The following is a 23,147-nucleotide window of genomic DNA, read 5'->3' on the forward strand; positions in this document are numbered from 1 at the left end:
CGCTCAGCCTGACCACCATTGTCCTGCTGTGGCTGCCCGCCATGCTGCAGGTCTGACCGACTGCCCCGCGACGCAGGGATGGCGCCCCGCCTGTGCGCCATCCGTCCCCAAAGCTCGCGCACCTGGCCGGCCCTGCAGGGGGCCGGCCCTTTTCATGCGGATGCCTTGTCCAGCGCCTCCAGCGTGGCGTCCCAGGCCAGCAGGATCGACGGATGGCGGTTGGGATAGGCGCGCGCGGGCGTCAGCGCCTCGAGGTCGGAAAAGGGCGCGTCGGGGGCGGGGGCATCCTGGGTCAGCATCGCGCGCAACTGATCGCGCGCCTGCACGATGCCCGCCCGGTCCATGCCGATCACCGCCTGTCCCAGCACGGATGCCGAAGCCTGTCCCAGGGCGCAGGCCCGCACCTCTTGCGCGAAATCGCTGATGCGGCCATCGGCCATCGAAAGGTGCACAGTCACGGACGATCCGCATTGCGGCGACCGGCGCTGGACGCTGGCCTGCGCGTCGTCCAGCCGGCCCTGATGGGGGATGGCGGTCGTCAGCGCGAGGATGCGTCGCGAGTAAAGCTGCATCAGATCGGTTTCGGCCATGCGTCATCCCTTGGGGTTTCATCAGCGCGGGTCGATGAGTAGATAGGGACGGCCATGCCGAAAGGAAACCCGATGTTCGACCCCCTCAGCCTGAAATATGACGCGGCCGGCCTGATCCCCGCCATCGCGCAGGACGCCGCCTCGGGCGAGGTGCTGATGATGGCCTGGATGAACGCCGACGCCGTGGCCCGGACGCTGGAGACCGGGCGCGTGACCTATTGGTCGCGGTCGCGGTCGTCCTTCTGGATCAAGGGCGAAAGCTCGGGCCACGTCCAGGCGCTGGTCGAGATGCGCGTCGATTGCGACCGCGACTGTCTGCTGGTGCTGGTCGATCAGACCGGGCCCGCCTGCCACACGAACCGGCGCAGCTGCTTTTACACCGGCATCCGGGACGGGGCCGAGGTCGTGCTGACCGAACCGATGGTCTAAAGCCCGACCATGCGGCGGATGTCGTCGGGGGACGCTCCGTCCGCCCGGTACTGGCGGATCGCGCGGGCATCGTCGCGTTTCGCCAGCCGCCGCCCCGCCGTGTCGCGGATCAGCCGGTGGTGCAGATAGGCCGGCGTCGGCAGGTCCAGCAGGTGCTGCAGCAGCACGTGGATATGGGTCGACGCGAACAGGTCCATCCCCCGCGTCACCAGCGTGATCCCCTGTGCCGCATCGTCCACGACAACCGCCAGATGATAGGACGTGCCCATCCCCCGTCGCGACAGGACCACGTCGCCGATGCCCGCCAGGAACTGCTGACGGGTCAGGATGTGGCTTTGGCCTTGGTCCGTGAACCCGATGCTGTCCAGCCCAAGCGCGTCGAAGGCGCGACCGGCGTCCAGCCGGATCACGTCGTCGGGGCCGGCATCGCGCAGGTCGCGGTGGCGGCAGGTGCCCGGATAGATCAGGCCATCCGGCCCGGCAGGCAGGGCGCCCTCCTGCGGGGCGGACAGCGCTGCGCGGATATCCCCCCGGCGGCAGCGGCAGGGATAGGTCAATGGCGCCAGCCGCGCCAGCGCGTCCTGATAGGCGGGCATGCGGTCGGACTGGCGCATGACCGGCCGCGGCCAGTCCAGGCCCAGCCAAGCCAGGTCCTCAAAGATCGCGGCCTCGTATTCCGGGCGACAGCGGTCACGGTCGATATCCTCGATCCGCATGTGGAAATCCCCCTGCGCCGCCGCGGTCAGGGCCGAAAACGCATGGCCCAGGTGCAGCAGCCCCGTGGGCGACGGCGCGAACCGTGTTACTGGGCGGCCAGCCATGCGTTGAAATCGTCCTTGGCGCGCTGCGTGTAGGCGGGATAGCGGTCCTTGCGGCCGCGGCGACCCGACCGGCTGTCGGGCAGGGGCGGGAACAGGCCGAAGTTCACGTTCATCGGCTGGAAGGTCTTGGCCTCGGCCCCGCCAGTGATGTGGTTGACCAGCGCGCCCATTGCGGTGGTGAAGGGCGGCGGCGCCAGATCGCGCCCCAGGGCCTGGGCTGCGGCCATGCGCCCCGCCAGCAGCCCCATCGCGGCGCTTTCGACGTATCCCTCGACCCCGGTGACCTGCCCGGCAAAGCGCAGGTTCGGCGCCAGGCGCAGGCGCATGCGGTCGTCCAGCAGCGTCGGGGAGTTCAGGAAACTGTTGCGGTGGATGCCGCCAAGCCGGGCAAAGCCGGCATTCTGCAGGCCAGGGATCATCCGGAACACCTGGGTCTGCGCGCCGTATTTCATCTTGGTCTGAAAGCCCACGATATTGTACAGCGTGCCCAGCGCGTTGTCGCGGCGCAGCTGGACCACGGCATAGGCCTTTTCCTGAGGCTTGTGGGCATTGGTCAGGCCCACGGGCTTCATCGGGCCGTGGCGCAGGGTCTCGCGGCCGCGTTCGGCCATGACCTCGATGGGCAGGCAGCCATCGAAATAGCCCGCGGTCTCTCCCTCGTGGAACTCGGTCTTGTCGGCGGCCAGAAGCGCGTCGATGAAGGCCTCGTATTCGTCGCGGTTCATCGGGCAGTTGATATAGGCCTTCTGCTCGGCCTCCGTCTCGCCCTTGTCATAGCGCGACTGCTCCCAGGCGATCGACATGTCGATCGTGTCGGCATGCACGATGGGCGCGATGGCGTCGAAGAAGGCCAGCGCGTCCGTCCCCGTCACGCCGCGGATCGCCCCGGCCAGCGCGTCCGAGGTCAGCGGCCCCGTCGCCACGATCCAGTTGCCGGTTCCGGGCAGTTCGGTGATCTCTCCGGGAACGATGGTGATCAGCGGCTCCGCCTGCAGCGCGGCGGTGACGGCGGCCGAAAAGGCCTCGCGGTCCACGGCCAGCGCGCCGCCCGCGGGCAGGCGGTGGCGGCCCGCCATCTCCATGATCAGACCGCCGGCGGCCCGCATCTCCCAGTGCAGCTGGCCGACGGCGTTCATCACGTCGTCATCGGACCGGAAGCTGTTCGAACAGACCATCTCGGCGCAGTCGCCGGTCTTGTGGGCAAAGGTTTCGACCTGCGGGCGCATCTCGTGCAGCACGACGGGCACGCCCATCCGGGTGATCTGCCAGGCGGCTTCCGATCCGGCAAGGCCGGCACCGATGATGTGGACGGGTTCCATGCGTGTCTCCTTGACGGGTGGGCTAGCAAGGCCGTGGCGGAATGGAAAGGGGCGGCGCCGTCGGCACCGCCCCCAGGGTCATGCGACCGATCCGCGCGGGATCAGGCCTCGGCGGCTGCCTCGGCGGCGTCGCCGTCCTCTGCATCATCCTCGGCGCGCAGGGCCGACGGTGCGGCCAGGTTCGCGATCACGAAGTCACGGTCGATCGTCGCCTTGGCGCCGTTCGGCAGCGTGACGTCGCTGATGTGGATGGTGTCACCGATCTGGCGGCCTTCCAGGTCCACGGTCAGGTGATCGGGGATGTCACCCGCGGTCACGACCAGCTCGACCTCGGGACGCACGGTGACCAGGGTGCCGCCGCGCTTGAGGCCGGGGCACTTGTCCTCGTTGATGAACTCGACCGGAATGAACAGGTTCACCTTGGACGTGCGGCGCAGGCGCATGAAGTCGATGTGGATCGGCAGATCCTTGACGACGTCGCGCTGGACGCCGCGGCAGATGACGCGGACATCGTCCTGGCCCTCGACCTGCAGGTTCCACAGCGTGGACATGAAGCGGCCGGCGCGCAGCGTGGTCAGCAGCTTGTTGAAGTCGAACGCGATCGAGACGGGCTCTTTGCCGTCGCCATACACGATACCGGGCACCTTGCCTTCGCGGCGGGTCTGGCGGGCGGCCCCCTTGCCTGACCCCGCGCGTGCCTCGGCCACCAGATTCGGAATCTCTTTGGCCATTTTCTTAATCCTTAACCATGATTGAAGACGCCACCCTCCAAGGGTGCGTGGCGCCAAGCGGTGCCCTTAGCGCAGATAGGCCCGGATGTGAAGTCAGAAATGCCACGCCGCGCGACGCATGCGCGCAGGTGAATTGACTTGCCGGTCCCCCCGGCCCTATGGGCCGACAGGGCCTGCGCGCAAGGCGTGGGCGGGGCTTGGGGGCAGCGGTGGAAAAGACGCAGGCGCGGCTGATGTCGGTGGACTATCTGCGGGTGGTGCTGGCCGCCTTCGTGGTCGTCGCGCATTCGGGCCTGGCCCGAGAGACGTTCCGGAGCTGGGGCGATGCGGGCCTGGTCGCGCTGGCCACGGGCAACAGTGTGCTGCGCGTCGCGGTGCCGGTCTTCACGCTGATCGCGGGGTATTTCCTGGCATCGGTGCTGCGGCGGGCGCGGCTGTCGGATTGGGTGGGGCATCTGCTGGTGCTCTATGCCGTCTGGTCGGTGGTCTATCTGCTGTTCCTGTGGCCCTATTACACGAACCGGCCCCTTGGCCTGACCGCGACCGAACTGACGCTCGGCTTCATGCACCTGTGGTTCCTGGAGGGGCTGGCGATCTCCGGCGTGATCCTGGGCGCGATGCGGCTGCTTGGATCGGGGGCCGTGGTCGCGTCGGCGGTCGTGCTGGGTCTGGTGGGGATTGCGCTGCAATACGCGCGGATGGCGGGACTGTCCGAGATGCCCGTCGAACATTATCGCAACGGCCCCTTCTACCTCTATCCCTATCTGGTGATGGGCTGGTTGATGGCCGTGCATCCGCCGCGCCTGTCGACGGCACTTCTGTGGGCGATGGTCGCGGGGGGGCTGGCCCTGACCATCGGCGAAAGCCTGTACTGGCTGCGCCGCATCGGAGAGGAGCCGCTGCTGGAGATCCCGGTCGGCCACCTGATCCTGTGTCCGGCGCTGCTGCTGCTGGTCATGCGGCTGCGGATGCCCGACACGGCGCTGCCCTTGGGGCGGGCGGCGGCGGGGATCTATGTGCTGCACGTGATCGTGCTGCAGGGGCTGCCGAAGCTGGGGGTGGACCATCCCGGCGTCACGGCGGTCCTGGGGATCGCCTTGCCGTTCCTGCTGGTCTGGGGCGTCAGCCTTGCGGGCCGACGCCACCGCTGGTTGTCGCGCCTGTTCTAGGCCGGCTGGCCGATCTGGTATTCGTCCAGGAAGTCGCGCGGGATCAGCAGATGCTCGGGCCCGATATTGTCCAGGTCGCGTTCGCCGCACAGCGCCATGCTGATGTCCAGCTCCTTGCGGATGATCTCCAGCGCGCGGGTCACGCCGGCCTCTCCCATCGCGCCCAGCCCGTGCAGCCAGGCCCGTCCGATCCAGGTGCCGTGCGCGCCAAGCGCCAGCGCCTTGAGCACGTCCTGACCCGACCGGATGCCGCTGTCCATGTGGACCTCGACCCGGTCGCCCACCGCCTTGACGATGTGGGGCAGCATCCGGATCGACGACAGGGCGCCGTCCAGCTGTCGCCCGCCATGGTTGCTGACGATGATCGCGTCGGCGCCGAAATCGGCGGCCATGCGCGCGTCGTCGGGGTCCAGGATGCCCTTCAGGATCAGCTTGCCGCCCCACATGTCGCGGATTTTGGCGATCTTGTCCCAGTCCAGGCGTTCGTCGAACTGCTCCGCCGTCCAGCTCATCAAGCTGGAGGTGTCGCCGACGCCCTTGGCATGGCCCACGATGTTGCCGAAAAAACGGCGCTTGGTCTTCAGCATGCCCATGCCCCACCGCCAGCGGGTGGCCAGGTCCAGCACCGTGGGCAGGGTCATCTTGGGCGGCGCGGACAGGCCGTTCTTCAGGTCCTTGTGCCGCTGGCCCAGGATCTGCAGATCCAGCGTCAGCACCAGCGCGCTGCAATTCGCGGCCTTGGCGCGGTCGATGATCGCGGCCACGAAATCCTGGTCCTTCATCACGTACAGCTGGAACATGAAGGGCGCGGTGGTGTGCGCGGCCACGTCCTCGATCGAACAGATCGACATGGTGGACAGACAGAACGGCACGCCGAACTTCTCGGCCGCGCGGGCGGCGTGGATCTCTCCGTCGGCATGCTGCATGCCTGTCATGCCGACCGGAGCCAGCGCCACCGGCATGGTCACTGCCTGACCCGCCATCTGCCGCGACAGACGGCGGTCGGACATGTCCACGGCGACCTTCTGGCGCAGCTTCAGCCGCGCGAAATCGGTCGTGTTGTCGCGAAAGGTCTGTTCGGTGTAGCTGCCCGATTCCGCGTAATCGTAGAACATCTTGGGCGTGCGGGCGCGGTGCATCCGCTTGAGATCGTCGATGCAGGTGATGACGGGCATGGCGTGGCCTTTCGCGAACTGGTCAAAACTTATTACCAGTGGCGCGGGCCTCTGGCAATCACCCGCCCGCGCGTCCCCGCAGGCCCGGATCGACCACAGGGCCGCGCAGCGCATCGGCCCGCGCCTGCAGGGCGGCTGCACGGGCGGCGGTCGCATCCTCCAGCGGTGTGGGGTCGGTGCGGGCCGCGGTCGCATGGGCGGGCAGGGCGGGTTCGGCCAGCGCCTGTTCCGTCGGCAGCAGGCGGGGATAGTCCCCGTCGGCGGTGCAGGCGGCCAGCGTCAGCGCAAGGATCAGGGCGTGTCTCATGGCGGCGACGATACGCGGGCCGGGGGCGCCCGGCAACGCCTTCCCTCGGCCGTGGCCGCGCGCTAGACACGGGGCCATGGCCCGCACCACCGGTTCCCGCGCCGAAATCACCGGCCCCCTGATCCGCGACAAGGCCCGCCGCCTGTTCGCGCGGCAGGGCTATGCCGCCGTGTCGATGCGCCAGATCGCGGCCGCCGTGGGCGTACAGGCCGGCGCACTCTACGCCTATACGCCCGACAAGCAGGCGCTGCTGGCCGACCTGCTGGAAAGCCACATGCAGGAGCTGCTGGACGCCTGGTCGGACGATCCGGCGGCCGATCCGCTGGGGCGGCTGGAACGCTTCGTGCGGTTCCACATCGATTTCAGCCTGGATCACAGCGACGCGGTGTTCCTGTCCTACATGGAGCTGCGCAACCTGACGCCCGACAATTTCGGCCGCATCGCGGCGCTGCGGGGCCGGTACGAGGCCGCATTGGAGCGGATCCTGCGCGACGGGGTCGCCTCCCGCTCCATGCGGATCGAGGATCCCAAGCTGACCACACTGGCCCTGATCGCGATGCTGACCGGGGTGACGAACTGGTACCGCGAGGGCGGGCGCCTGGACCGGGGCCGCATCGCCCAGATCTATTGGGGGCTGGCCCGCGGCGCCGTGGGTGCCTGAAGGCGCTTGCTGCCCCCCGCGCCATGCCGGATAATCGCGCCCATGTCCCTGCCCCCCGGTTTCCTTGACGAGATTCGCAACCGCGTCCCGATCAGCCGGGTGATCGGCAAGAAGGTCACGTGGGATCTGCGCAAGTCGAACCAGGCGCGCGGCGACTGGTGGGCACCGTGCCCGTTCCATCAGGAAAAGTCCGCCAGCTTTCACTGCGACGACCAGAAGGGGTATTATTACTGCTTCGGCTGTCAGGCCAAGGGCAACGCCATCGGTTTCCTGCGCGACCATGACGGGATGGAGTTCATCGAGGCGGTCAAGCTCTTGGCCGCCGAGGCCGGGCTGACCATGCCCGAACCCGACCCCCGTGCCCGCGAAAAGACCGACAGGCGGACGCGGCTGCTGGAGGTGACCGAGGCCGCCTGCCGGTGGTTCCGCCTGCAATTGCAGACCGGCGCCGCGGCGGATGCGCGCGATTACCTGGACCGCCGCGGCCTGGACGCCGCCGCACTGGACCGGTTCGAGATCGGCTTTGCCCCCGATCACCGCACCGCCCTGACCGCGGCCCTGCGCGACAAGGGCTTTGCCGAGGATCAGATCGTCGAGGCCGGCATGTCCGCCCGGCCCGAAGGCGGCGGCGCGGCCTATGACCGGTTCCGGGGGCGGATCATCTTTCCGATCCGCGACGGACAGGGCCGCTGCATCGGCTTTGGCGGCCGGGCGATGGACCCGAACGCGCGGGCGAAATACCTCAACAGCCCGGAAACGCCGCTTTTTGACAAGGGGCGCAATCTGTACAATCTGGGCCCTGCGCGCAGCGCGGTCGCCAAGGGCCAGCGGCTGGTCGTGGCCGAAGGCTACATGGACGTGGTCGCCTTGGCCCGCGCGGGGTTCGAGGGGGCGGTGGCTCCCCTGGGCACCGCCATCACCGAGGAGCAGCTGCGCCTGATGTGGAGCGTCTCGCCCGAACCGGTGATCGCGCTGGACGGCGATGCGGCGGGCCAGCGCGCGGCGCAGCGGCTGATCGACCTGGCGTTGCCGCTGACCGGACCCGGACAGGCACTGCGCTTTGTCATTTTGCCCGCGGGGCAGGATCCCGACGATCTGATCAAGGCATCCGGCCCGGGCGCGATGGGGGCGCTGCTGGATCAGGCACGGCCCATGCTGGATCTGCTCTGGGCGCGCGAGACGCAGGGGCAGGTCTTCGACAGTCCGGAACGCAAGGCGGCCCTGGATCGCCGCCTGGCCGAGGCTGTCGCCCGCATCCCCGATGAACGCACCCGCGCGCTGTACTCCGAGGATATCCGGCGCAAGCAGTGGGAGCTGTTCGGCGGTGGCGCCCGCAAGACCACCCCGCGGGGGGGCGCGGCCGGGCGTGGCCCGGCCCGGCGCCAAGGGGCCTCGATGGCCCCGCGGGCGCCGTCCCTGCCGGTGGGGATCAACGTCCCGGAGCAGGGAGAAGGGACGCTGGAGGGCGCCGCCCTGCTGATCTGTGCGTTGCGCCCTTCGGTCGTGGCGCATGTCGAGGCGCGTCTTGAGCGCGTGCTGCCGCGCGACCCGGACCGCGCGGCGCTGCTTCATGATCTGCTGACCCACACCGACAGCCCGGCCGGGCGGCGCGGCCTTGAAACCCTGCGCCGCGACGCCCATCTGGGCCTGACGCCCGCAATCATCGAACGGAAGGACGACGACGGCGCCGTGACGATGCTGCTGGATCTTCTGGACCGCATCGAGGTCGCGCGCGCCACGACGCACGAACTGCCCCGCGCCGAATCCGAGATCCAGGGAGAGGCCGATGAGGGACTGACATGGCGCATCAGCCAGATCACCCGCGCCCGCCACCGGGCCGAGAACCCCGAGATGGAGACGTCGGGCGACATGAACGAGGATCGCGACGCCATGTCGGCGCAATTGTCGGATTGGCTGTCGGGCCAGATCTGGCGCAAGCCGCCCCGGCGGTAACCGCGATTCGCAACCCCCGGGGGTTGCGAATCATCAGCGCGCCCGGCCTTTGATTCGTCCGGGAAGCACGTTAGAACCGAAGCAACTTTGCGACGATTCGCACGCACATGCGAATCACCCGCCCACGATCTCGCCGAGAAGGAGCCCTGGATGGCCGCCAAGGACGATGACCACGACAAGACCGACAAGGACGACAATGCCCATACGCTGGACATGAGCCAGGCAGCGGTCAAGAAGATGATCGCCGAGGCACGCGAGCGTGGCTACATCACCTACGACCAGCTGAACGCCGTCCTGCCGCCCGAGCAGGTCAGCAGCGAGCAGATCGAGGACGTCATGTCGATGCTGTCCGAAATGGGCATCAACGTCATCGAGGACGACGACGCCGCCGAGGAGTCGGAGGGCGGGGCCATCGTCACCACCGGGTCCGGTTCGCGCGAACTGGCCGTGTCGGCCAGCGAGACCGAAAAGCTGGACCGCACCGACGACCCCGTCCGCATGTACCTGCGCGAGATGGGATCGGTCGAGCTTCTCTCCCGCGAGGGCGAGATCGCCATTGCCAAGCGGATCGAGGCGGGCCGCAACACCATGATCGCGGGCCTGTGCGAGAGCCCGCTGACGTTCAAGGCCATCACGCTGTGGCGCGAGGAGCTTCTGGACGAAGAGATCCTGCTGCGCGACGTCATCGACCTCGAGACCACCTTCGGCCAGTCCATGGACGACGAGGAGGCCGAGGAGGTCGAATTGACCGTCGAGGGCGAGGCCAGCCCCGCCGCGACCAAGCGCGAGGAGTTCGACGCCGACGGCAACCCGCTGCGCATCGAGGATGACGAGGACGAGGACGAGGGCGCCAACCTGTCGCTGGCTGCAATGGAGGCAAGCCTCAAGCCCAAGGTCCTGGAGACGCTGGAAGCCATCGCCCATCACTACGAGGGGCTGGCCGACATGCAGGACCAGCGCATGTCCGCGACGCTGAACGAGGACAACAGCTTCTCGGCCAGTGCCGAGAGCGACTATCAGAACCTGCGGTCGGAAATCGTCGTCCTGGTGAACTCGCTGCACCTGAACAGCGGCCGGATCGAGGCGCTTGTCGATCAGCTTTACGGCATCAACCGCCGGATCGTCACCATCGACAGCGGCATGGTCAAGCTGGCCGACGCGGCCCGCATCAACCGCCGCGAATTCATCGACGCCTATCGCGGCAGCGAGCTGGACCCGAACTGGGTGGACCGCATGTCCGCGCAGGCCGGGCGCGGCTGGCAGGCGCTGTTCGACCGGTCGCGCGACCAGGTCGAGCGTCTGCGCGGCGACATGGCCGAGGTCGGCCAGTATGTCGGTGTCGACATCGAGGAATTCCGCCGGATCGTCAGCCAGGTCCAGCGCGGCGAGAAGGAGGCCCGTCAGGCCAAGAAGGAGATGGTCGAGGCCAACCTGCGCCTGGTCATCTCGATCGCCAAGAAATACACGAACCGCGGCCTGCAGTTCCTGGACCTGATCCAGGAGGGCAACATCGGCCTGATGAAGGCCGTGGACAAGTTCGAATACCGCCGCGGCTACAAGTTCTCGACCTATGCGACCTGGTGGATCCGTCAGGCGATCACCCGGTCCATCGCGGATCAGGCGCGCACGATCCGCATCCCGGTCCACATGATCGAGACGATCAACAAGCTGGTCCGCACCGGCCGCCAGATGCTGCACGAGATCGGTCGCGAACCGACCCCCGAGGAACTGGCCGAGAAGCTGCAGATGCCGCTGGAGAAGGTCCGCAAGGTGATGAAGATCGCCAAGGAGCCGATCAGCCTCGAGACCCCGATCGGGGACGAGGAGGACAGCCAGCTTGGCGATTTCATCGAGGACAAGAACGCCGTCCTGCCGCTGGACAGCGCCATCCAGGAGAACCTCAAGGAGACCACGACCCGCGTCCTGGCAAGCCTGACGCCCCGCGAGGAACGGGTGCTGCGCATGCGCTTCGGCATCGGCATGAACACCGACCACACCCTGGAGGAGGTCGGCCAGCAGTTCAGCGTGACCCGCGAACGCATCCGCCAGATCGAGGCCAAGGCGCTGCGCAAGCTGAAGCATCCGTCGCGGAGCAGAAAGCTGCGGTCCTTCCTTGACCAGTGATCTGGACGACCTGCAGGGCCTGGGCTTTGTCCTCTACCGCAGCACCGCGCGTGCCGGTCTGGACGGCTCGACCATGCAGGACATCCTGCGCACCGCGCGCCACCGCAACCAGTCGCTTGGCCTGACCGGATGCCTGCACCACGAGGACGGCCTGTTCTTCCAGTGGCTGGAGGGACCGGCCGACGGCCTGCGGAAGGTGGTGGCGTCGCTGATGGACGACGACCGTCATCGCGATTTCGAGATTCTGGACCAGGGCGCTTTGGATCACCGGCGCTTTCAGGATTGGCGGATGCGTTTCTCGGACCGGGACAGGGCATCGCTGATGGACTGGTTCGCACGGTCCGACAGTTCGACCGTGCATCGCGGGGATTATGCGGGCGGCGTGGTCGCCTTCATGATGGGCCTCGATCTCTGACAGCGCCTTGCGCTTGCGGCACAAACTGTGAACACTGCCCCGAAACGACGGGGTGATGACAGGATGCAGTTCGACGATGCCGGGGCGTGGCTTTCCGACATGACGGTGATCGGGCCGGCCTTGGCGGTCGCGCTGGCGCTGCTGCTGTGGTGGCGCGGGCAGGTGGCACTGTCGCGGATGCGTGTGCGCGCGACACTGGCCGAGGATCGACTGCACGAGGCGAACCTGGACCGCACCCGCGCGCAGACCCGGGCCGAGGCGCAGGATGCCCGCCTTGCCGATCTGACCGAAGAGCGGGACGGGCTGACCGACGCGCTGCATCACGCCCGCCGGCAGGCGGCTCAGCTGGAGACAAGTCTGGCCGAAACACGCCTGCGCGCCGAGAAGGACGCCGAGGCCAGCGCGCGCGAGGTCGCCACCCTTCGGGAACTGCGCGCCGAGATGACGCAACAGTTCAAGCTGCTGTCGGCAGAGACGCTGCGCACGCAGCAGGACGACCTGCAGCGGTTGCAGAACGACCAGCTGGCGGCCCTGCTGACCCCGTTCCGCGATCAGGTCGGCCGGTTTCAGACAGAGCTGCAGGCCCGGAACAAGGTGCTGGACGAGGAATCGGCCCGCCTGCGCGAACAGATCCTGTCCCTGCACAACCGCAGCGAACAGATCAGCCGCGAGGCCGTCAACCTGACCCGTGCCCTGAAGGGCGACAAGCAGCAGCAGGGTGCCTGGGGCGAGATGGTTCTGGAACGCATCCTGGAGGATTCGGGGCTGATGGCCGGGACGCATTACGATCTGCAGTCCAGCTGGCGCGACGACGACGGCAAGCTGTGGCGTCCCGACGTGGTGGTCAAGATGCCGCGCGGCAAGGTCATGGTCATCGACAGCAAGGTGTCGCTGAACGATTACGAGGCCTCGGTGACGCTTGACGATCCGGCGGCCTCTGCCGCGGCGCTGCGCCGTCACGTGGCCGCCATCCGCACGCACATCGCCACGCTGTCGGGCAAGGGCTATCAGCGGATGGACGACAACTCCGTCGATTACGTGCTGATGTTCATCCCGATCGAGGGGGCGTTCTCGGACGCGCTGCGGGCCGATCCGGCATTGGCGGCATTCGCGATGGAACGCCGCGTGGGACTGACGACGCCCACGACGCTGATGCTGACGCTGCGCACGGTCGATCACATCTGGGCGGTCGAGCGGCGCGAAAGCAACGCGCTGGAGATCGCGCGCCGGGCGGGGCAGCTGTATGACAAGGTCGCGGGCTTTGTCGAGGCGATGGACGGCGTCGGCCGCGCGCTGGACCAGGCCAACCGCGCCCACGGTCAGGCGATGGACCGGCTGACGCGCGGGTCCGGCAACGTCATCCGTCAGGTCGAGATGCTGCGGTCCTTGGGCGCACGTGCCAGCAAGCAGATCGACCTTGACCATGACCGCGACGATGCCCTGCTGGGCCCGGAGGCCGCCGAATGATGCATGTCCTGACCGTCGCCACGCAGGGGCCCGCCTGTCACGACATCACTGCGGACCTAGCCGATTGGCTGCGTTCCGGCGGCGCGGTCCGGGGGGTTCTGACCCTGATCGTGCAGCATACGTCCGCGTCTCTGTTGATCCAGGAGAATGCCGACCCCGAGGTGCAGGCTGACCTGCTGGCATGGCTGGCCCGGCTGGCCCCGCCCGCCGACGATCCGTCGATGGGCTGGATCACGCACCGCTATGAGGGGCCTGACGACATGCCCGCGCATCTGAAGGCGGCCGTTCTGCCAACGTCCCTGCAGATCCCGGTCGATCGGGGTCGGATGATGCTGGGCCGCTGGCAGGGCATCTATCTGGTGGAACACCGCCGCGCCCCGCATCGGCGTCAGGTCGTGGCGATGTTCGCGCCTCAGGCCTGAGGCATCAGATACACTTCGCGGATCGCGGCGCGGTCCGGGGCGGTGATCATGTGCATGACGGCGGCGGCAACATCGTCCGGCTGCAGCTTGTCCGGGGCGCCGTCGTCGAAGAACGCGGTGTCGACCATCCCCGGCGCCACGACGCAGCAGCGCCCACCCCATTCGCGCATCTCTTCGGCCAAGTTGCCAGCATAGCCGTGCACGAACCACTTGGTCGCGCCATAGATCGATCCCTTGATGTGCTGGCGTCCCGCCGCGGACCCGGTCAGCACCAGCGTTCCCCGCGTCTTGCGCAGATGCGGCAGCAGGGCGCGCGCCGTCAGGACAACGCCCATGACGTTCAGGTCGATCATCCCGCGAATGTCGTCCAGATCGCCCGCCTCGGTCCCCGGCTTGGAAAGGCCGCGCCCCGCATTGGCATAGGCCGCGTCGATGCCGCCGAAATGGTCGGCGACCTGGGCCGCGGCGGCTGTCAGCGCGTCGATGTCGGTGGCATCGCCGCTGACGACCATCGCCCGGTCGCCCAGTTCCTCCGCCAGGGCAGACAGCTTGTCCGCGGACCGGGCGAACAGCGCGACGTTCCAGCCGGCGGCGACGGCGGTGCGCGCGGTCGCCGCACCGATGCCCGAGGAGGCGCCGGTGATGAACAGGGTCTGGGTCATGGATGCCTCAATCGGTTGAATCCCGCAGGAAATTACGGGCGGCAACGCGGCATTCGGGCCACAGGTTCCAGGGGGCCTATCTTGTGGGCTGTGGATAAAGCTACCCAATCCCTGCCAAGGTGCCTATAGTGACGGTGGATCGCCTTGGCACAGGGACAACGGAATGCGCTGCCCGTTTTGCGGAAATGTCGATACCCAGGTCAAGGACTCGCGCCCGGCCGAGGATAACGTGGCGATCCGCCGCCGTCGCTTCTGCCCGTCCTGCAGCGGGCGTTTCACGACCTATGAACGCGTCCAGCTGCGCGATCTTGTCGTGGTCAAGACGAATGGCCGCCGCGAGGATTTCGACCGCGACAAGATGGCCCGGTCGATCCGCATCGCCATGCAGAAGCGCCCGGTCGAGCCGGAACGCATCGAACAGATGATCAGCGGCATCGTCCGCAGGCTTGAAAGCACCGGAGAGACCGACATCCCGTCCAAGACCATCGGCGAGATCGTGATGGAGGCTTTGTCGCGCATCGACAATGTCGGCTATGTCCGCTTTGCCAGCGTCTACAAGAACTTTCAGGACGCGGACGATTTCGACAAGTTCGTGTCCGAGCTGCGCCCCGGCGCCGCCAACGATTGACCCCCGATCCGACAGACGACGCCCGGCACATGGCCCATGCCCTGCGCCTGGCGCGGCGCGGTCTGGGCAATGTCTGGCCGAACCCCGCGGTGGGCTGCGTGCTGCTGCGCGACGGGCGTGTGGTTGGGCGCGGCTGGACCCAGCCCGGTGGCAGGCCGCATGCCGAACGCATGGCGCTGGACCAGGCGGGTCCGCTGGCGGCGGGCGCCACTGCCTATGTCACGCTGGAGCCCTGCGCCCATCACGGCCGCACGCCGCCTTGCGCGGCGGGGCTGGTCGGTGCGGGCGTTGCGCGGGTGGTGACGGCGCTGACCGACCCGGACCCGCGCGTGGCCGGGCGGGGTCACCAGATGCTGCGCGATGCTGGCATTCCGCCGACCGAAGGCGTGCTGGCGGACCAGGCCGCGGACCTACAGGCGGGGTTCCTGCTGCGCATCACCGCCGGCCGCCCCTTCATGACGCTGAAGCTGGCCAGCAGCCTGGACGGGCGCATCGCCATGGCCAGCGGGGAAAGCCGATGGATCACCGGGCCCGCCGCCCGCGCACATGTCCATGCCCTGCGCGCGCAGCATGACGCGATCATGGTCGGCGGAGCGACGGCACGCACGGACCTGCCGCATCTGAACGTCCGCGGCATCCGCACGCCACAGCAGCCGGTCCGCATCGTCGTGTCGGCACAGGCCTTGCCGCCATTGCCGCCGCAGGACGCCGATCACGGGCCGCTGTGGCGGGTCGACGGGCCCCCGGCACAGATCCTGGCCGATCTGGGGGCGCGCGGCATCACGCGGGTCTTTTGCGAAGGGGGCGGGCGGCTGGCTGCCAGCCTGCTGGCCGCGGGGCTGGTCGATCAACTGGTCGGCTATACTGCCGGCCTGGCGCTTGGGGCAGAGGCGCGGCCGTTCTTGGGTCCGACCGGCTGGACGCATCTGGCCCAGGCACCGCGGTTTCGCCTGGCCGAGACGCGCGCCATTGGCGGCGATCTGTTCCATCGCTGGACCCGCGCCTGACTAGCGGCGCCAGATCCAGGCATGTCCGGCCAGCGCCCCTTGCGCCTTGGCCAGCAGCCGTAGGGCCGGTGGCGGATGCGCCTGTCCTTCCGCCAGCCGTTCCAGCGCCAGTTCGACCGGGCAGGGCAGGCCCGTCACCGGATCGCGATAGCGGGGATAGGCGATCAGGCAGGCATGGACCAGCGCCGCCAGATCAGGGCGCGCCTGACGCCGGGCGGGCAGGGGGCCCAGATCGCGGGTCAGCCCCCAGCCCGCATAGAAGGGCGCACCCAGCACCGTCACAGGCTTGCCGCGCAGCAGCGCCTCGAACCCCAGGGTCGAGGTGATTGTCCAAACCTCGTCCACGGCGTCGACCATCGTGACGGGATCGGCGTGGATGGCGACATGATCAGCCAAGGCCGCCAGCGATGCGGCATCAATCGCGCCGGGGCGTAACCCTGCCTCGACATCGGGATGCGGCTTGTAGATCAGGCAGGCATCTGGATTGTCCGCCCGCACCCGCGCCAGCAGCGTCAGGTTGGTCCGTTCGGCGCCTGCGCCCTTCAGGATCGAGGCGTCATCTTCGACCTGTCCGGGCACCAAGATGCGGCGGCGCCCGTCGCGTGGGGGCAGGTCAACGGTCCCGCCCAGATTATACTTGGTCAGCCGCGCGGAGATCAGCGCGGCGATCAGCCGTTCCGCCCTGTCGCGTCCGCAGGGCGGCGGGCCGCGAGAGATCAGCGCCTCCAGCCGGGAGGGCGCGGTCGGGTCGAAATAGATCCCCAGATCGTCGGCCACCACCGACAGGGGCGGGGTCAGCGCGGCACCGAGGCCGTTCGATCGCAGAAAGCCGTCCTCGACCCGGATCGCCTGCGGCACCTGAGGCGCAGCCCCGGCCCAAGCCAAGGTCACCTTCGGGCCGGGTTCAGCCGCAAAACGCAGCGGGCGGGCATCGCCGAATTCACGGGCCAGGAAGCGGCGCTTCCACAGACGCATGCCATGGGCCGTGTGGCCGTGCCGATCCTGGCGAAAGACGCGGGTCTCGGCCTCGATCTGATCCACCGCGCCTTCGAAATCGGTCAGCCGGTCGCGGCAGGGGTCGTACCATGTGGGCCCGGTCAGGTGACTGGCGGCGAACAATGCCTCGCGCGTGGCGCGGCCGCGCCGGGCGGGGGGGGTTTCGTCATCGCTGAGGCCCCAGCCTGCATAGAACGGCTGACCGAACAGGCGCGGTCGGTGCCCGGCCAGCAAGGCCTCGTATCCTAGTTGAGAGCTGACGGCATAGACCGCATCGGCCCCCTCGACCAGTCGCCACGGGGATACCGGTCCGTCGCACAGCGTGTCGCCGGGACGCAGGTCCTCGGCGGTCAGATGGCCGGGCCGGAGCCCCGCCGCGGTTTCGGGATGGGTGCGGATCACGATGCGGCAGCCGGGATGTTCGTCACGCGCGGCCTGCAGCATCGTCAGGAACAAAGCGCGGTCCGCGCCGCGCAAGGATGCGTCGCCCCGCGTCTGGTCGATGACCAGTACATAGCCGGGCGGCGGCAGCGGCGCGTCGGGATCATGAAGATTGTATTTCGACAGATCCGCCGCGCGCAGCCGGGCCAGCAGGCGAACCGCGCGGTCGCGCGTGGCGGGTGCCAGCGGTTGTCCGATGAGGTGTTCCAGGCGGGAGGGCCGGTCAGGATCGAAATGCAGCCCCTGGGGGTCGATGATCAGTCCGACCGGACCGCGAGCCGCCAGTGTCCCCCGCGCCCGGCCGGGCAGAACCGATCGCAGCAAGGCGTCCTCGACCGTGATCAGCGGGTAGCCGTGGCGTTGCGCAATGGCCCGACCGCGCCATGCCGTCGGGCTATTGCCCCAGATGCCCACCGCATCGCCAGGCCGGGGCAGGGCCAGGACCGGACGGTGGCCGGCCAGCGTCAGGATGCGTGCGATCCGGGGGCGGGTCAGGAAACCAAGGTTGAAAACGCAAAGCCGCCGGGTTTCCCCGGCGGCTGAACGATCGTCTCGCGGCGTCGGCAGCAGATCAGTTGCCGATGCTGGACAGGCTGTCTGCGGTGGCGGCGCTGCCGGTGACGGCGGACAGGGTCTTCTGCCACTGGACGTAGGGCGCCTCGGTCACATAGACGGTGTCGCCGTCGCGGATGACGAAGTCGCGGGCCAGGAACAGGCCGTTGGGGCGCGTCAGGTCCAGGACATAGGCGAAGCGCTGCGTGCCGACGACCGGCTTGCCCAGGACGCGCGAGGCGACCGATTCCGGCTCGTCGCGCAGGACGAAGACGCCGGTGGGGTCGGCGAGGGCGCTGGTCAGACCGCCGACCATGGCGATGGCCTCGGCCGCGTTGATCACCTCGTTGCCCAGGGGCACGCGGGTCTGGCCGCCCAAAGCGCCAAGGGCGGTGAAGGTCCGCTGGTCTTCCTCGACCACGATCAGGTCACCCGGACGCAGGGCGATGTCGTTGGTGGGGCTGCTGTAGAGGTCCGTCAGCCAGACGCGGCCGCTGTCGTTGCCGCGCTTGACGGTCACGACGGCGACCTCGGGCTCGATGGCGACGCCGCCCGCACGGGCCAGCATGGCCGACAGCGACCGGGTCGGGCGCTCGATCGGATAGACGCCCTGAGCGCCGACGCGGCCCACCACGGACACGGTCGCACCGTTGCCGGCGACGCGCTGGACGGTCACCTGCGGGTCGGGGGTCTGCGCGCTGAGCGCGTCGGTGATGACCTGGCGCAGCTGGTCGGGCGTGTTGCCCGCGGCGCGGACCCGGCCGGCATAGGGCACGAAGATGAAGCCGTCGCTGTCCACCTGGATTTCCGTCAGGGTGGTCGAGCTGGCGCCGAGCGAGGTCAGCAGACCGTCATCAACGTTCTCCCAGATCGACAGGCCAAGCGTGTCGCCGGCCCGGATCTCGTCCGCGCCGACCTGTCCGGCATTGCGGAAGCTGTTCGAGAACCCGTAGGCGGGTGCGAAGGCGGAGGCACGGGTGACGTGGTCGTTGACGTAGATCACCTGCGTGTTGCCGCCGCGTTCGACCGCGCCGTTGAAGATCTCGTTCTTGTTGGGGCCGGAACGGGGCAGCGCGCAAGCGGCCAAAAGGCTCATTGACGCGATCATCAGCATCCGCAGGGTGGTCGACGACCGGGATAAAACTGTCACCTCTGATACTCCATTTTGTCTGGTTCCGGCCTTGTATGCCGGTTTGCATCCACTGTAACCCTGTCCGCAAAGACAGGCTATATCATCTTGAGCAATGTCGGCGGGGCGTTGCCTTTCAGCCATGGCGGTCCGCCAGTTGCTGCCGCGGCAGGATTCGGCCGGTCGCCAGGGCTTGGTAGGGGTCGTCCGGCGACAGCAGCATGTCGGCCACCAGGCGCAGCGCGTGGGCGCGCGACCGACTGGCATAGAAGCCGCCGGGGATCTGGCTGGTCTGCAGCAGATAGTCGCGAAAGACGCGGTAGGCCTGCGGATCCGGGGCGTCAGGATCGGCCAGAAACTCCTCCAGCGTCTGCTCGGACACCAGCCCCGGCTTGTCATAGACGGCGCGGCCCAGGGTCTTGACCGGAATCCCGCGCCACAGGGCCTGCTGGCCAGCGGTGGAATTGACGGTGACCACGGCGCGGGCATGGGACAGAATCTCGGCCAGCTTGCCGCCGCGGACGTAATGTACGCGGTCCGACACCCCATGTTCGGCAGCCGCCGCGTGGATGGCGGCGCGGTTCCCTGCGCGACCGTCCTCCAGCGGGTGGGCCTTGAAGATCAGGTGGTGGTGTCGGGGGGCTGCGCGGGCGAACCCGTCAATCACGGTGCGGACGAACTGGGCGTTGCGGGTGAAGGGCGAATGTCCCAAGAAGTTGGAATCGTGTTCCAGCTGCATCAGGACCAGGTTGTAGGGCCAGCCCGACAGGCGCAGGCGCCGCCATTGCAGTGCGCGGCCCAGGTTGTAGGCCGGGGCCAGCACCAGCCGCCGCAGGTTTAGGCGGAATTCCTGCACGACGCCGATCGCACGATGCCCCGAATAGGCGCGGTACCGGCCATTCGCGACCAGGATCAGGAAATGATAGAAGGCGCCATAGAATTTGTGGTGGCGCATATCGCCCCAATGGGCGGGTGGGCGGCGCACCTCGTTGATCTGCTCGCGCAGCGCGGCACGCATCTGGGCCAGCGGAATGCGCATCAGAACCGAGTTGCCGTTCGATCCCTGACGTTCATAGCTGACCCAGTAGGGACGCAGATAGCCTTCCTCGAACACGTGGACGCGCAGGCCGCGGGCTGCGGCCAGGCGGCGGGCGGTGGCGTGGATCGGGCGGACATCGCCGTAGAGGACGATGTCGGTCACGCCCTTGTCGTCCAGGAGCGCCGCCAGATGGTCGGGCCAGTCGTCGACGCTGCCCTGATGGCGGATGAAGCTTTTCGGGTCGGACCAGAAGAACTCATCCCCTGCGTTGAAGCCGCAGCGCCAGACCACCGCCCCCGCCGCGCGCAGCAGCCGTCCAAGGCGGTCGAAGAACGGACCATGGGGCCCCTGCAGCATCAGGAAGACCGGATCACCCTGCGCGGACACGCGGCCCGTCGGCGCGTGCGAGGTCTGGGGCAGGGGGGTGACGCCGGTCTGAATCATGGTCGACTTGAAAAGGAGGGGCGGCCGCAATGCCTGGGGCCATGCGTCAGACATGCCATGTCATGCCCCACCGATCCATCATTTTGTGCATCAAGCTTTAGCGGCCCGGCGCGGGGGCGGGGGCTTGGTGCTTGAACGGACAGGGCCGATGGCCTAGTTCGAACCAGGATCATCAGGGAAGGGCTGCGATGTTCACGGGGATCATCACGGATATCGGCATCGTCCGCGCGGTCGAGATGCGCGGCGACATGCGCGCGCGCATCGGCTGTGCCTATGACATGGCGGGCGTGGATCTGGGCGCCTCGATCGCCTGCGACGGGGTCTGCCTGACGGTCGTGGCCAAGGGCCCGGACTGGTTCGACGTCGACATCTCGGCCGAGACGCTGTCCAAGACCAGCATCGGCGCCGAGGGTTGGTCCGTGGGCCAGCGCCTGAACCTGGAACGCGCGCTGCGCGTCGGCGACGAGCTGGGCGGCCATATCGTCAGCGGCCATGTCGACGGCGTGGCCCAGATCACCGCCGCCGCGAAGGACGGCGACAGCCTGCGCCTGACCTTCGAGGCGCCCGCGGACCTGGCACGCTTCATCGCGCAGAAGGGGTCGGTCACGCTGAACGGCACCTCGCTGACCGTGAACGAGGTCTTTGGCAACAGCTTCGGCATCAACCTGATCCCGCATACCCAGCAGGTGACCACCTGGGGCGATGCGGCGGTGGGCGATGTCGTGAACCTGGAAATCGACACGCTGGCCCGCTATGTCGCGCGGCTGGCCGAAGCCGGACAACCGATCGGCGCGTGACGCCTGCGTGAAGGACGAACAGATGCAATTCGAAGAACCCGGACCCGTCGAACGCGACCTATCGGCCGCCATCTCTCCGATCGAGGACATCATCAACGAAGCCCGCAACGGCCGGATGTTCATTCTGGTCGACCACGAGGACCGCGAGAACGAGGGCGATCTGTGCATTCCCGCCCAGATGGCCACACCGGATGCCATCAACTTCATGGCGACGCATGGGCGCGGGCTGATCTGCCTGACGCTGACCGCCGACCGGATCGAGACCCTGGGCCTGACGCTGATGAGCCCCAAGAACTCCAGCCGGCACGAGACCGCCTTCACCATGTCCATCGAGGCGCGCGAAGGCGTCACCACCGGCATCAGCGCCGCCGACCGCGCGCGCACGATCAGCGTGGCGATCGACCCGACCAAGGGCGCGCCCGATATCGCGACGCCGGGCCACATCTTTCCGCTGCGCGCCCGCGACGGGGGCGTGCTGGTCCGCGCGGGCCACACCGAGGCCGCGGTCGACATTTCCCGCCTGGCCGGGCTGAACGCGTCGGGCGTGATCTGCGAGATCATGAACGACGATGGCAGCATGGCACGCCTGCCCGACCTGGTCGATTTCGCGCAGCGCCACGGTCTGAAGATCGGCACGATCAGCGACCTGATCCGCTATCGCCGCCGCCACGACAACCTGATCGCCGAGCGGTCGCAGAAGGCGGTTCATTCCGCCCATGGCGGCGACTGGATGATGCGGGTCTTTGCGGACGAGACGCAGGGCAGCGAGCATATCGTCCTGATCAAGGGGGACCTGACGACCCCCGAGCCGGTGCTGGTGCGGATGCACGCGCTGGACCCGCTGCACGACGTGCTGGGCGTCGGGCGCGAAAGCGCGGGCAGCCTGCCCGCGGCGATGCAGGCCATCGCCGACGAGGGGCGGGGCGTCGTCGTGCTGATCCGCGACCTGTCCCATGCGATCGCCGATCCGGGCGATGTCGGGCCGCATACCTTGCGTCAATACGGCCTGGGCGCGCAGATCCTGTCTGCCCTTGGCCTGTCGGACCTGATCCTGCTGACCAATTCGGCGCCGGTGAAGGTGGTTGGGCTTGACGCCTACGGCCTTTCCATCCATTCCACCCGGCCTATCCCCAAGGACTAGGTACATGGCCTCGAACACGCAACATCACGAACTGGCGCTGCCGCGTCTGGATGCTCCGGTGCGCCTGCTGGCGGTCGTGGCACCCTATTACAAGGACATCACCGACGGCCTGCTGTCGGGCGTCCGCGCCACGGCGGATGCCGCGGGCGCCAGCCTTGACGTGATCGAGGTGCCCGGCGCGCTGGAGATCCCCACCGCCGTGGGCCTTGCCGCCCGCAGCGGTCAGTACGACGGCTTCGTGGCCCTGGGCTGCGTCATCCGCGGAGAGACCACGCATTACGACACTGTCTGCAACGACAGCTCCCGCGCGCTGACGCTGCTGGGGCTGCAGGGCGTCTGTCTTGGCAACGGCATCCTGACGGTCGAGACGATGGCCCAAGCCCAGGTCCGCGCGGACCCGGCGGGTCAGAACAAGGGCGGGGGCGCCGCGGCGGCCGCGCTGCATCTGGTGGCACTTGCGCGCCGTTGGGCGGCGACACCGCAAAAGGCTGCGGCCCATGACGTGATCCGCTTGGCGGGCGAACTTGAAGGGCAGGGCAGGGCATGACCGACCACGACCAGGACAAGCGGCCCGACCGGCGCGCCCTCAGCAGCGCGGCGCGGATGTATGCCGTGCAGGCGCTGTTCCAGATGGAGGCCGCGGGTCAGTCCGCAGACCGTGTCACGCGCGAATTCCAGAACTTCCGCATCGATTTCGACGACCGCGACGGCCCGACCGATCAGGCCGA

The 23,147-nt window shown here is 68.3% G+C and carries 24 protein-coding genes (1 of these 24 cut by a window edge); 14 read left to right on the forward strand and 10 right to left on the reverse strand.

What is annotated here, in order from left to right; all coding sequences use genetic code 11:
* Nucleotides 1–152: 152 nt before the first annotated feature.
* The gene (locus EOJ32_RS06895; protein ID WP_127898055.1) at nucleotides 153–590 is read right to left on the reverse strand and encodes an iron-sulfur cluster assembly scaffold protein; all 438 of its coding nucleotides are present in this window, start codon (nucleotides 588–590) and stop codon (nucleotides 153–155) included.
* Between the two features lie 72 nt (nucleotides 591–662).
* Between EOJ32_RS06895 and hisI the strand changes: the two genes are divergently transcribed.
* Entirely contained in the window at nucleotides 663–1,019 is a 357-nt protein-coding gene (gene hisI, locus EOJ32_RS06900; RefSeq protein ID WP_127898056.1) for a phosphoribosyl-AMP cyclohydrolase, read from the forward strand.
* On the opposite strand, the gene gluQRS is transcribed toward hisI, so the two are convergent.
* The 3 genes from gluQRS to EOJ32_RS06915 all read right to left on the reverse strand — a co-directional run bounded on the left by gluQRS (nucleotide 1,016) and on the right by EOJ32_RS06915 (nucleotide 3,890).
* Complete coding sequence (gene gluQRS, locus EOJ32_RS06905; RefSeq protein ID WP_127898057.1) at nucleotides 1,016–1,840, reverse strand: tRNA glutamyl-Q(34) synthetase GluQRS; 825 nt, start codon at nucleotides 1,838–1,840, stop codon at nucleotides 1,016–1,018. The genes hisI and gluQRS overlap by 4 nt on opposite strands.
* Entirely contained in the window at nucleotides 1,822–3,159 is a 1,338-nt protein-coding gene (gene trmFO / locus EOJ32_RS06910; protein WP_045982042.1) for a methylenetetrahydrofolate--tRNA-(uracil(54)-C(5))-methyltransferase (FADH(2)-oxidizing) TrmFO, read from the reverse strand. Before trmFO ends, gluQRS begins: the two co-directional genes overlap by 19 nt.
* A 101-nt stretch (nucleotides 3,160–3,260) precedes the next feature.
* A complete protein-coding gene (locus tag EOJ32_RS06915; RefSeq protein ID WP_045982043.1) occupies nucleotides 3,261–3,890 on the reverse strand; it encodes a 50S ribosomal protein L25/general stress protein Ctc in 630 nt (209 codons plus the stop codon).
* Nucleotides 3,891–4,099: 209 nt separating this feature from the next.
* On the opposite strand from EOJ32_RS06915, the gene EOJ32_RS06920 reads away from it, so the two are divergent.
* Nucleotides 4,100–5,059 carry an acyltransferase family protein gene (locus EOJ32_RS06920; RefSeq protein WP_127898058.1) on the forward strand — a complete coding sequence of 320 codons (960 nt, stop codon included), beginning with the start codon at nucleotides 4,100–4,102 and terminating at the stop codon, nucleotides 5,057–5,059.
* Here EOJ32_RS06920 and EOJ32_RS06925 read toward each other — a convergent pair.
* Together EOJ32_RS06925 and EOJ32_RS06930 are read right to left on the reverse strand one after the other, a co-directional pair.
* The gene (locus tag EOJ32_RS06925) at nucleotides 5,056–6,234 is read right to left on the reverse strand and encodes an alpha-hydroxy acid oxidase (RefSeq protein ID WP_127898059.1); all 1,179 of its coding nucleotides are present in this window, start codon (nucleotides 6,232–6,234) and stop codon (nucleotides 5,056–5,058) included. The two genes, EOJ32_RS06920 and EOJ32_RS06925, sit on opposite strands and share 4 nt — an antisense overlap.
* A 58-nt stretch (nucleotides 6,235–6,292) precedes the next feature.
* Nucleotides 6,293–6,541 (reverse strand): hypothetical protein, encoded by a 249-nt coding sequence (locus EOJ32_RS06930; RefSeq protein ID WP_127898060.1) that lies wholly within the window; start codon nucleotides 6,539–6,541, stop codon nucleotides 6,293–6,295.
* A 76-nt stretch (nucleotides 6,542–6,617) separates the two neighbouring features.
* Here EOJ32_RS06930 and EOJ32_RS06935 point away from each other — a divergent pair, with 76 nt between their 5' ends.
* From EOJ32_RS06935 to EOJ32_RS06960, 6 genes are all read left to right on the forward strand, one after another.
* Nucleotides 6,618–7,202 (forward strand): TetR/AcrR family transcriptional regulator, encoded by a 585-nt coding sequence (locus EOJ32_RS06935; RefSeq protein ID WP_127898061.1) that lies wholly within the window; start codon nucleotides 6,618–6,620, stop codon nucleotides 7,200–7,202.
* A gap of 42 nt (nucleotides 7,203–7,244) precedes the next feature.
* The gene (gene dnaG, locus EOJ32_RS06940) at nucleotides 7,245–9,155 is read left to right on the forward strand and encodes a DNA primase (protein WP_127898062.1); all 1,911 of its coding nucleotides are present in this window, start codon (nucleotides 7,245–7,247) and stop codon (nucleotides 9,153–9,155) included.
* A 150-nt stretch (nucleotides 9,156–9,305) separates the two neighbouring features.
* The gene (gene rpoD / locus EOJ32_RS06945) at nucleotides 9,306–11,279 is read left to right on the forward strand and encodes an RNA polymerase sigma factor RpoD (RefSeq protein WP_127898063.1); all 1,974 of its coding nucleotides are present in this window, start codon (nucleotides 9,306–9,308) and stop codon (nucleotides 11,277–11,279) included.
* A complete protein-coding gene (locus EOJ32_RS06950) occupies nucleotides 11,269–11,694 on the forward strand; it encodes a BLUF domain-containing protein (RefSeq protein WP_127898064.1) in 426 nt (141 codons plus the stop codon). The genes rpoD and EOJ32_RS06950 overlap by 11 nt, the downstream gene beginning before the upstream one ends.
* Before the next feature lie 63 nt (nucleotides 11,695–11,757).
* The gene (rmuC, locus tag EOJ32_RS06955; protein WP_127898065.1) at nucleotides 11,758–13,161 is read left to right on the forward strand and encodes a DNA recombination protein RmuC; all 1,404 of its coding nucleotides are present in this window, start codon (nucleotides 11,758–11,760) and stop codon (nucleotides 13,159–13,161) included.
* Nucleotides 13,158–13,583 (forward strand): secondary thiamine-phosphate synthase enzyme YjbQ, encoded by a 426-nt coding sequence (locus EOJ32_RS06960; protein WP_127898066.1) that lies wholly within the window; start codon nucleotides 13,158–13,160, stop codon nucleotides 13,581–13,583. The genes rmuC and EOJ32_RS06960 overlap by 4 nt, the downstream gene beginning before the upstream one ends.
* On the opposite strand, the gene EOJ32_RS06965 is transcribed toward EOJ32_RS06960, so the two are convergent.
* Complete coding sequence (locus tag EOJ32_RS06965; RefSeq protein ID WP_127898067.1) at nucleotides 13,574–14,245, reverse strand: SDR family oxidoreductase; 672 nt, start codon at nucleotides 14,243–14,245, stop codon at nucleotides 13,574–13,576. The genes EOJ32_RS06960 and EOJ32_RS06965 overlap by 10 nt on opposite strands.
* 163 nt (nucleotides 14,246–14,408) lie before the next feature.
* Here EOJ32_RS06965 and nrdR point away from each other — a divergent pair, with 163 nt between their 5' ends.
* On the forward strand, nucleotides 14,409–14,873 hold the full coding sequence (gene nrdR / locus EOJ32_RS06970; RefSeq protein WP_045982052.1) for a transcriptional regulator NrdR: 465 nt from the start codon (nucleotides 14,409–14,411) through the stop codon (nucleotides 14,871–14,873).
* Nucleotides 14,874–14,902: 29 nt separating this feature from the next.
* Nucleotides 14,903–15,880: a bifunctional diaminohydroxyphosphoribosylaminopyrimidine deaminase/5-amino-6-(5-phosphoribosylamino)uracil reductase RibD gene (gene ribD, locus EOJ32_RS06975; RefSeq protein WP_127898068.1), complete on the forward strand. Its 978-nt coding sequence runs from the start codon at nucleotides 14,903–14,905 to the stop codon at nucleotides 15,878–15,880.
* On the opposite strand, the gene EOJ32_RS06980 is transcribed toward ribD, so the two are convergent.
* The 3 genes from EOJ32_RS06980 to EOJ32_RS06990 all read right to left on the reverse strand — a co-directional run bounded on the left by EOJ32_RS06980 (nucleotide 15,881) and on the right by EOJ32_RS06990 (nucleotide 20,481).
* On the reverse strand, nucleotides 15,881–17,884 hold the full coding sequence (locus tag EOJ32_RS06980) for a capsular polysaccharide biosynthesis protein (RefSeq protein WP_127898069.1): 2,004 nt from the start codon (nucleotides 17,882–17,884) through the stop codon (nucleotides 15,881–15,883).
* Between the two features lie 4 nt (nucleotides 17,885–17,888).
* Nucleotides 17,889–18,977, reverse strand: a complete 1,089-nt coding sequence (locus tag EOJ32_RS06985; protein WP_369799423.1) for a polysaccharide biosynthesis/export family protein — start codon at nucleotides 18,975–18,977, stop codon at nucleotides 17,889–17,891.
* Nucleotides 18,978–19,134: 157 nt separating this feature from the next.
* On the reverse strand, nucleotides 19,135–20,481 hold the full coding sequence (locus tag EOJ32_RS06990) for a capsule biosynthesis protein (protein ID WP_127898070.1): 1,347 nt from the start codon (nucleotides 20,479–20,481) through the stop codon (nucleotides 19,135–19,137).
* A 188-nt stretch (nucleotides 20,482–20,669) separates the two neighbouring features.
* On the opposite strand from EOJ32_RS06990, the gene EOJ32_RS06995 reads away from it, so the two are divergent.
* The 4 genes in view from EOJ32_RS06995 to nusB are tightly spaced (at most 22 nt apart) and all read left to right on the forward strand, a layout consistent with a single transcriptional unit that may run on beyond the window.
* Complete coding sequence (locus EOJ32_RS06995; protein ID WP_127898071.1) at nucleotides 20,670–21,278, forward strand: riboflavin synthase; 609 nt, start codon at nucleotides 20,670–20,672, stop codon at nucleotides 21,276–21,278.
* 22 nt (nucleotides 21,279–21,300) lie between these two features.
* A complete protein-coding gene (gene ribB / locus EOJ32_RS07000) occupies nucleotides 21,301–22,419 on the forward strand; it encodes a 3,4-dihydroxy-2-butanone-4-phosphate synthase (RefSeq protein WP_127898072.1) in 1,119 nt (372 codons plus the stop codon).
* Nucleotides 22,420–22,423: 4 nt separating this feature from the next.
* Entirely contained in the window at nucleotides 22,424–22,966 is a 543-nt protein-coding gene (locus EOJ32_RS07005) for a 6,7-dimethyl-8-ribityllumazine synthase (protein WP_127898073.1), read from the forward strand.
* Nucleotides 22,963–23,147: the start of a transcription antitermination factor NusB gene (nusB, locus tag EOJ32_RS07010; protein ID WP_127898074.1), read on the forward strand. 298 nt of this gene lie beyond the right edge of the window; 185 of the gene's 483 nt are visible here — the first part of the coding sequence; it begins with the start codon at nucleotides 22,963–22,965; the stop codon falls past the right edge of the window. The genes EOJ32_RS07005 and nusB overlap by 4 nt, the downstream gene beginning before the upstream one ends.

This window comes from Paracoccus sp. Arc7-R13, assembly GCF_004010775.1.
Classification (GTDB): Bacteria; Pseudomonadota; Alphaproteobacteria; order Rhodobacterales; family Rhodobacteraceae; genus Paracoccus; species Paracoccus marcusii.

What these genes read in the sequence shown, in the direction of transcription:
- ribB (WP_127898072.1), top strand. Translation starts at nt 21,301, where the DNA reads ATGCAATTCGAAGAACCCGGACCCGTCGAACGCGACCTATCGGCCGCC.
- EOJ32_RS06930 (WP_127898060.1), bottom strand. Translation starts at nt 6,541, where the DNA reads ATGAGACACGCCCTGATCCTTGCGCTGACGCTGGCCGCCTGCACCGCC.
- EOJ32_RS06985 (WP_369799423.1), bottom strand. Translation starts at nt 18,977, where the DNA reads ATGATCGCGTCAATGAGCCTTTTGGCCGCTTGCGCGCTGCCCCGTTCC.
- EOJ32_RS06990 (WP_127898070.1), bottom strand. Translation starts at nt 20,481, where the DNA reads ATGATTCAGACCGGCGTCACCCCCCTGCCCCAGACCTCGCACGCGCCG.
- EOJ32_RS07005 (WP_127898073.1), top strand. Translation starts at nt 22,424, where the DNA reads ATGGCCTCGAACACGCAACATCACGAACTGGCGCTGCCGCGTCTGGAT.
- EOJ32_RS06960 (WP_127898066.1), top strand. Translation starts at nt 13,158, where the DNA reads ATGATGCATGTCCTGACCGTCGCCACGCAGGGGCCCGCCTGTCACGAC.
- rmuC (WP_127898065.1), top strand. Translation starts at nt 11,758, where the DNA reads ATGCAGTTCGACGATGCCGGGGCGTGGCTTTCCGACATGACGGTGATC.
- EOJ32_RS06915 (WP_045982043.1), bottom strand. Translation starts at nt 3,890, where the DNA reads ATGGCCAAAGAGATTCCGAATCTGGTGGCCGAGGCACGCGCGGGGTCA.
- dnaG (WP_127898062.1), top strand. Translation starts at nt 7,245, where the DNA reads ATGTCCCTGCCCCCCGGTTTCCTTGACGAGATTCGCAACCGCGTCCCG.
- EOJ32_RS06995 (WP_127898071.1), top strand. Translation starts at nt 20,670, where the DNA reads ATGTTCACGGGGATCATCACGGATATCGGCATCGTCCGCGCGGTCGAG.
- ribD (WP_127898068.1), top strand. Translation starts at nt 14,903, where the DNA reads ATGGCCCATGCCCTGCGCCTGGCGCGGCGCGGTCTGGGCAATGTCTGG.
- nrdR (WP_045982052.1), top strand. Translation starts at nt 14,409, where the DNA reads ATGCGCTGCCCGTTTTGCGGAAATGTCGATACCCAGGTCAAGGACTCG.
- rpoD (WP_127898063.1), top strand. Translation starts at nt 9,306, where the DNA reads ATGGCCGCCAAGGACGATGACCACGACAAGACCGACAAGGACGACAAT.
- EOJ32_RS06925 (WP_127898059.1), bottom strand. Translation starts at nt 6,234, where the DNA reads ATGCCCGTCATCACCTGCATCGACGATCTCAAGCGGATGCACCGCGCC.
- trmFO (WP_045982042.1), bottom strand. Translation starts at nt 3,159, where the DNA reads ATGGAACCCGTCCACATCATCGGTGCCGGCCTTGCCGGATCGGAAGCC.
- EOJ32_RS06965 (WP_127898067.1), bottom strand. Translation starts at nt 14,245, where the DNA reads ATGACCCAGACCCTGTTCATCACCGGCGCCTCCTCGGGCATCGGTGCG.
- EOJ32_RS06935 (WP_127898061.1), top strand. Translation starts at nt 6,618, where the DNA reads ATGGCCCGCACCACCGGTTCCCGCGCCGAAATCACCGGCCCCCTGATC.
- EOJ32_RS06895 (WP_127898055.1), bottom strand. Translation starts at nt 590, where the DNA reads ATGGCCGAAACCGATCTGATGCAGCTTTACTCGCGACGCATCCTCGCG.
- gluQRS (WP_127898057.1), bottom strand. Translation starts at nt 1,840, where the DNA reads ATGGCTGGCCGCCCAGTAACACGGTTCGCGCCGTCGCCCACGGGGCTG.
- hisI (WP_127898056.1), top strand. Translation starts at nt 663, where the DNA reads ATGTTCGACCCCCTCAGCCTGAAATATGACGCGGCCGGCCTGATCCCC.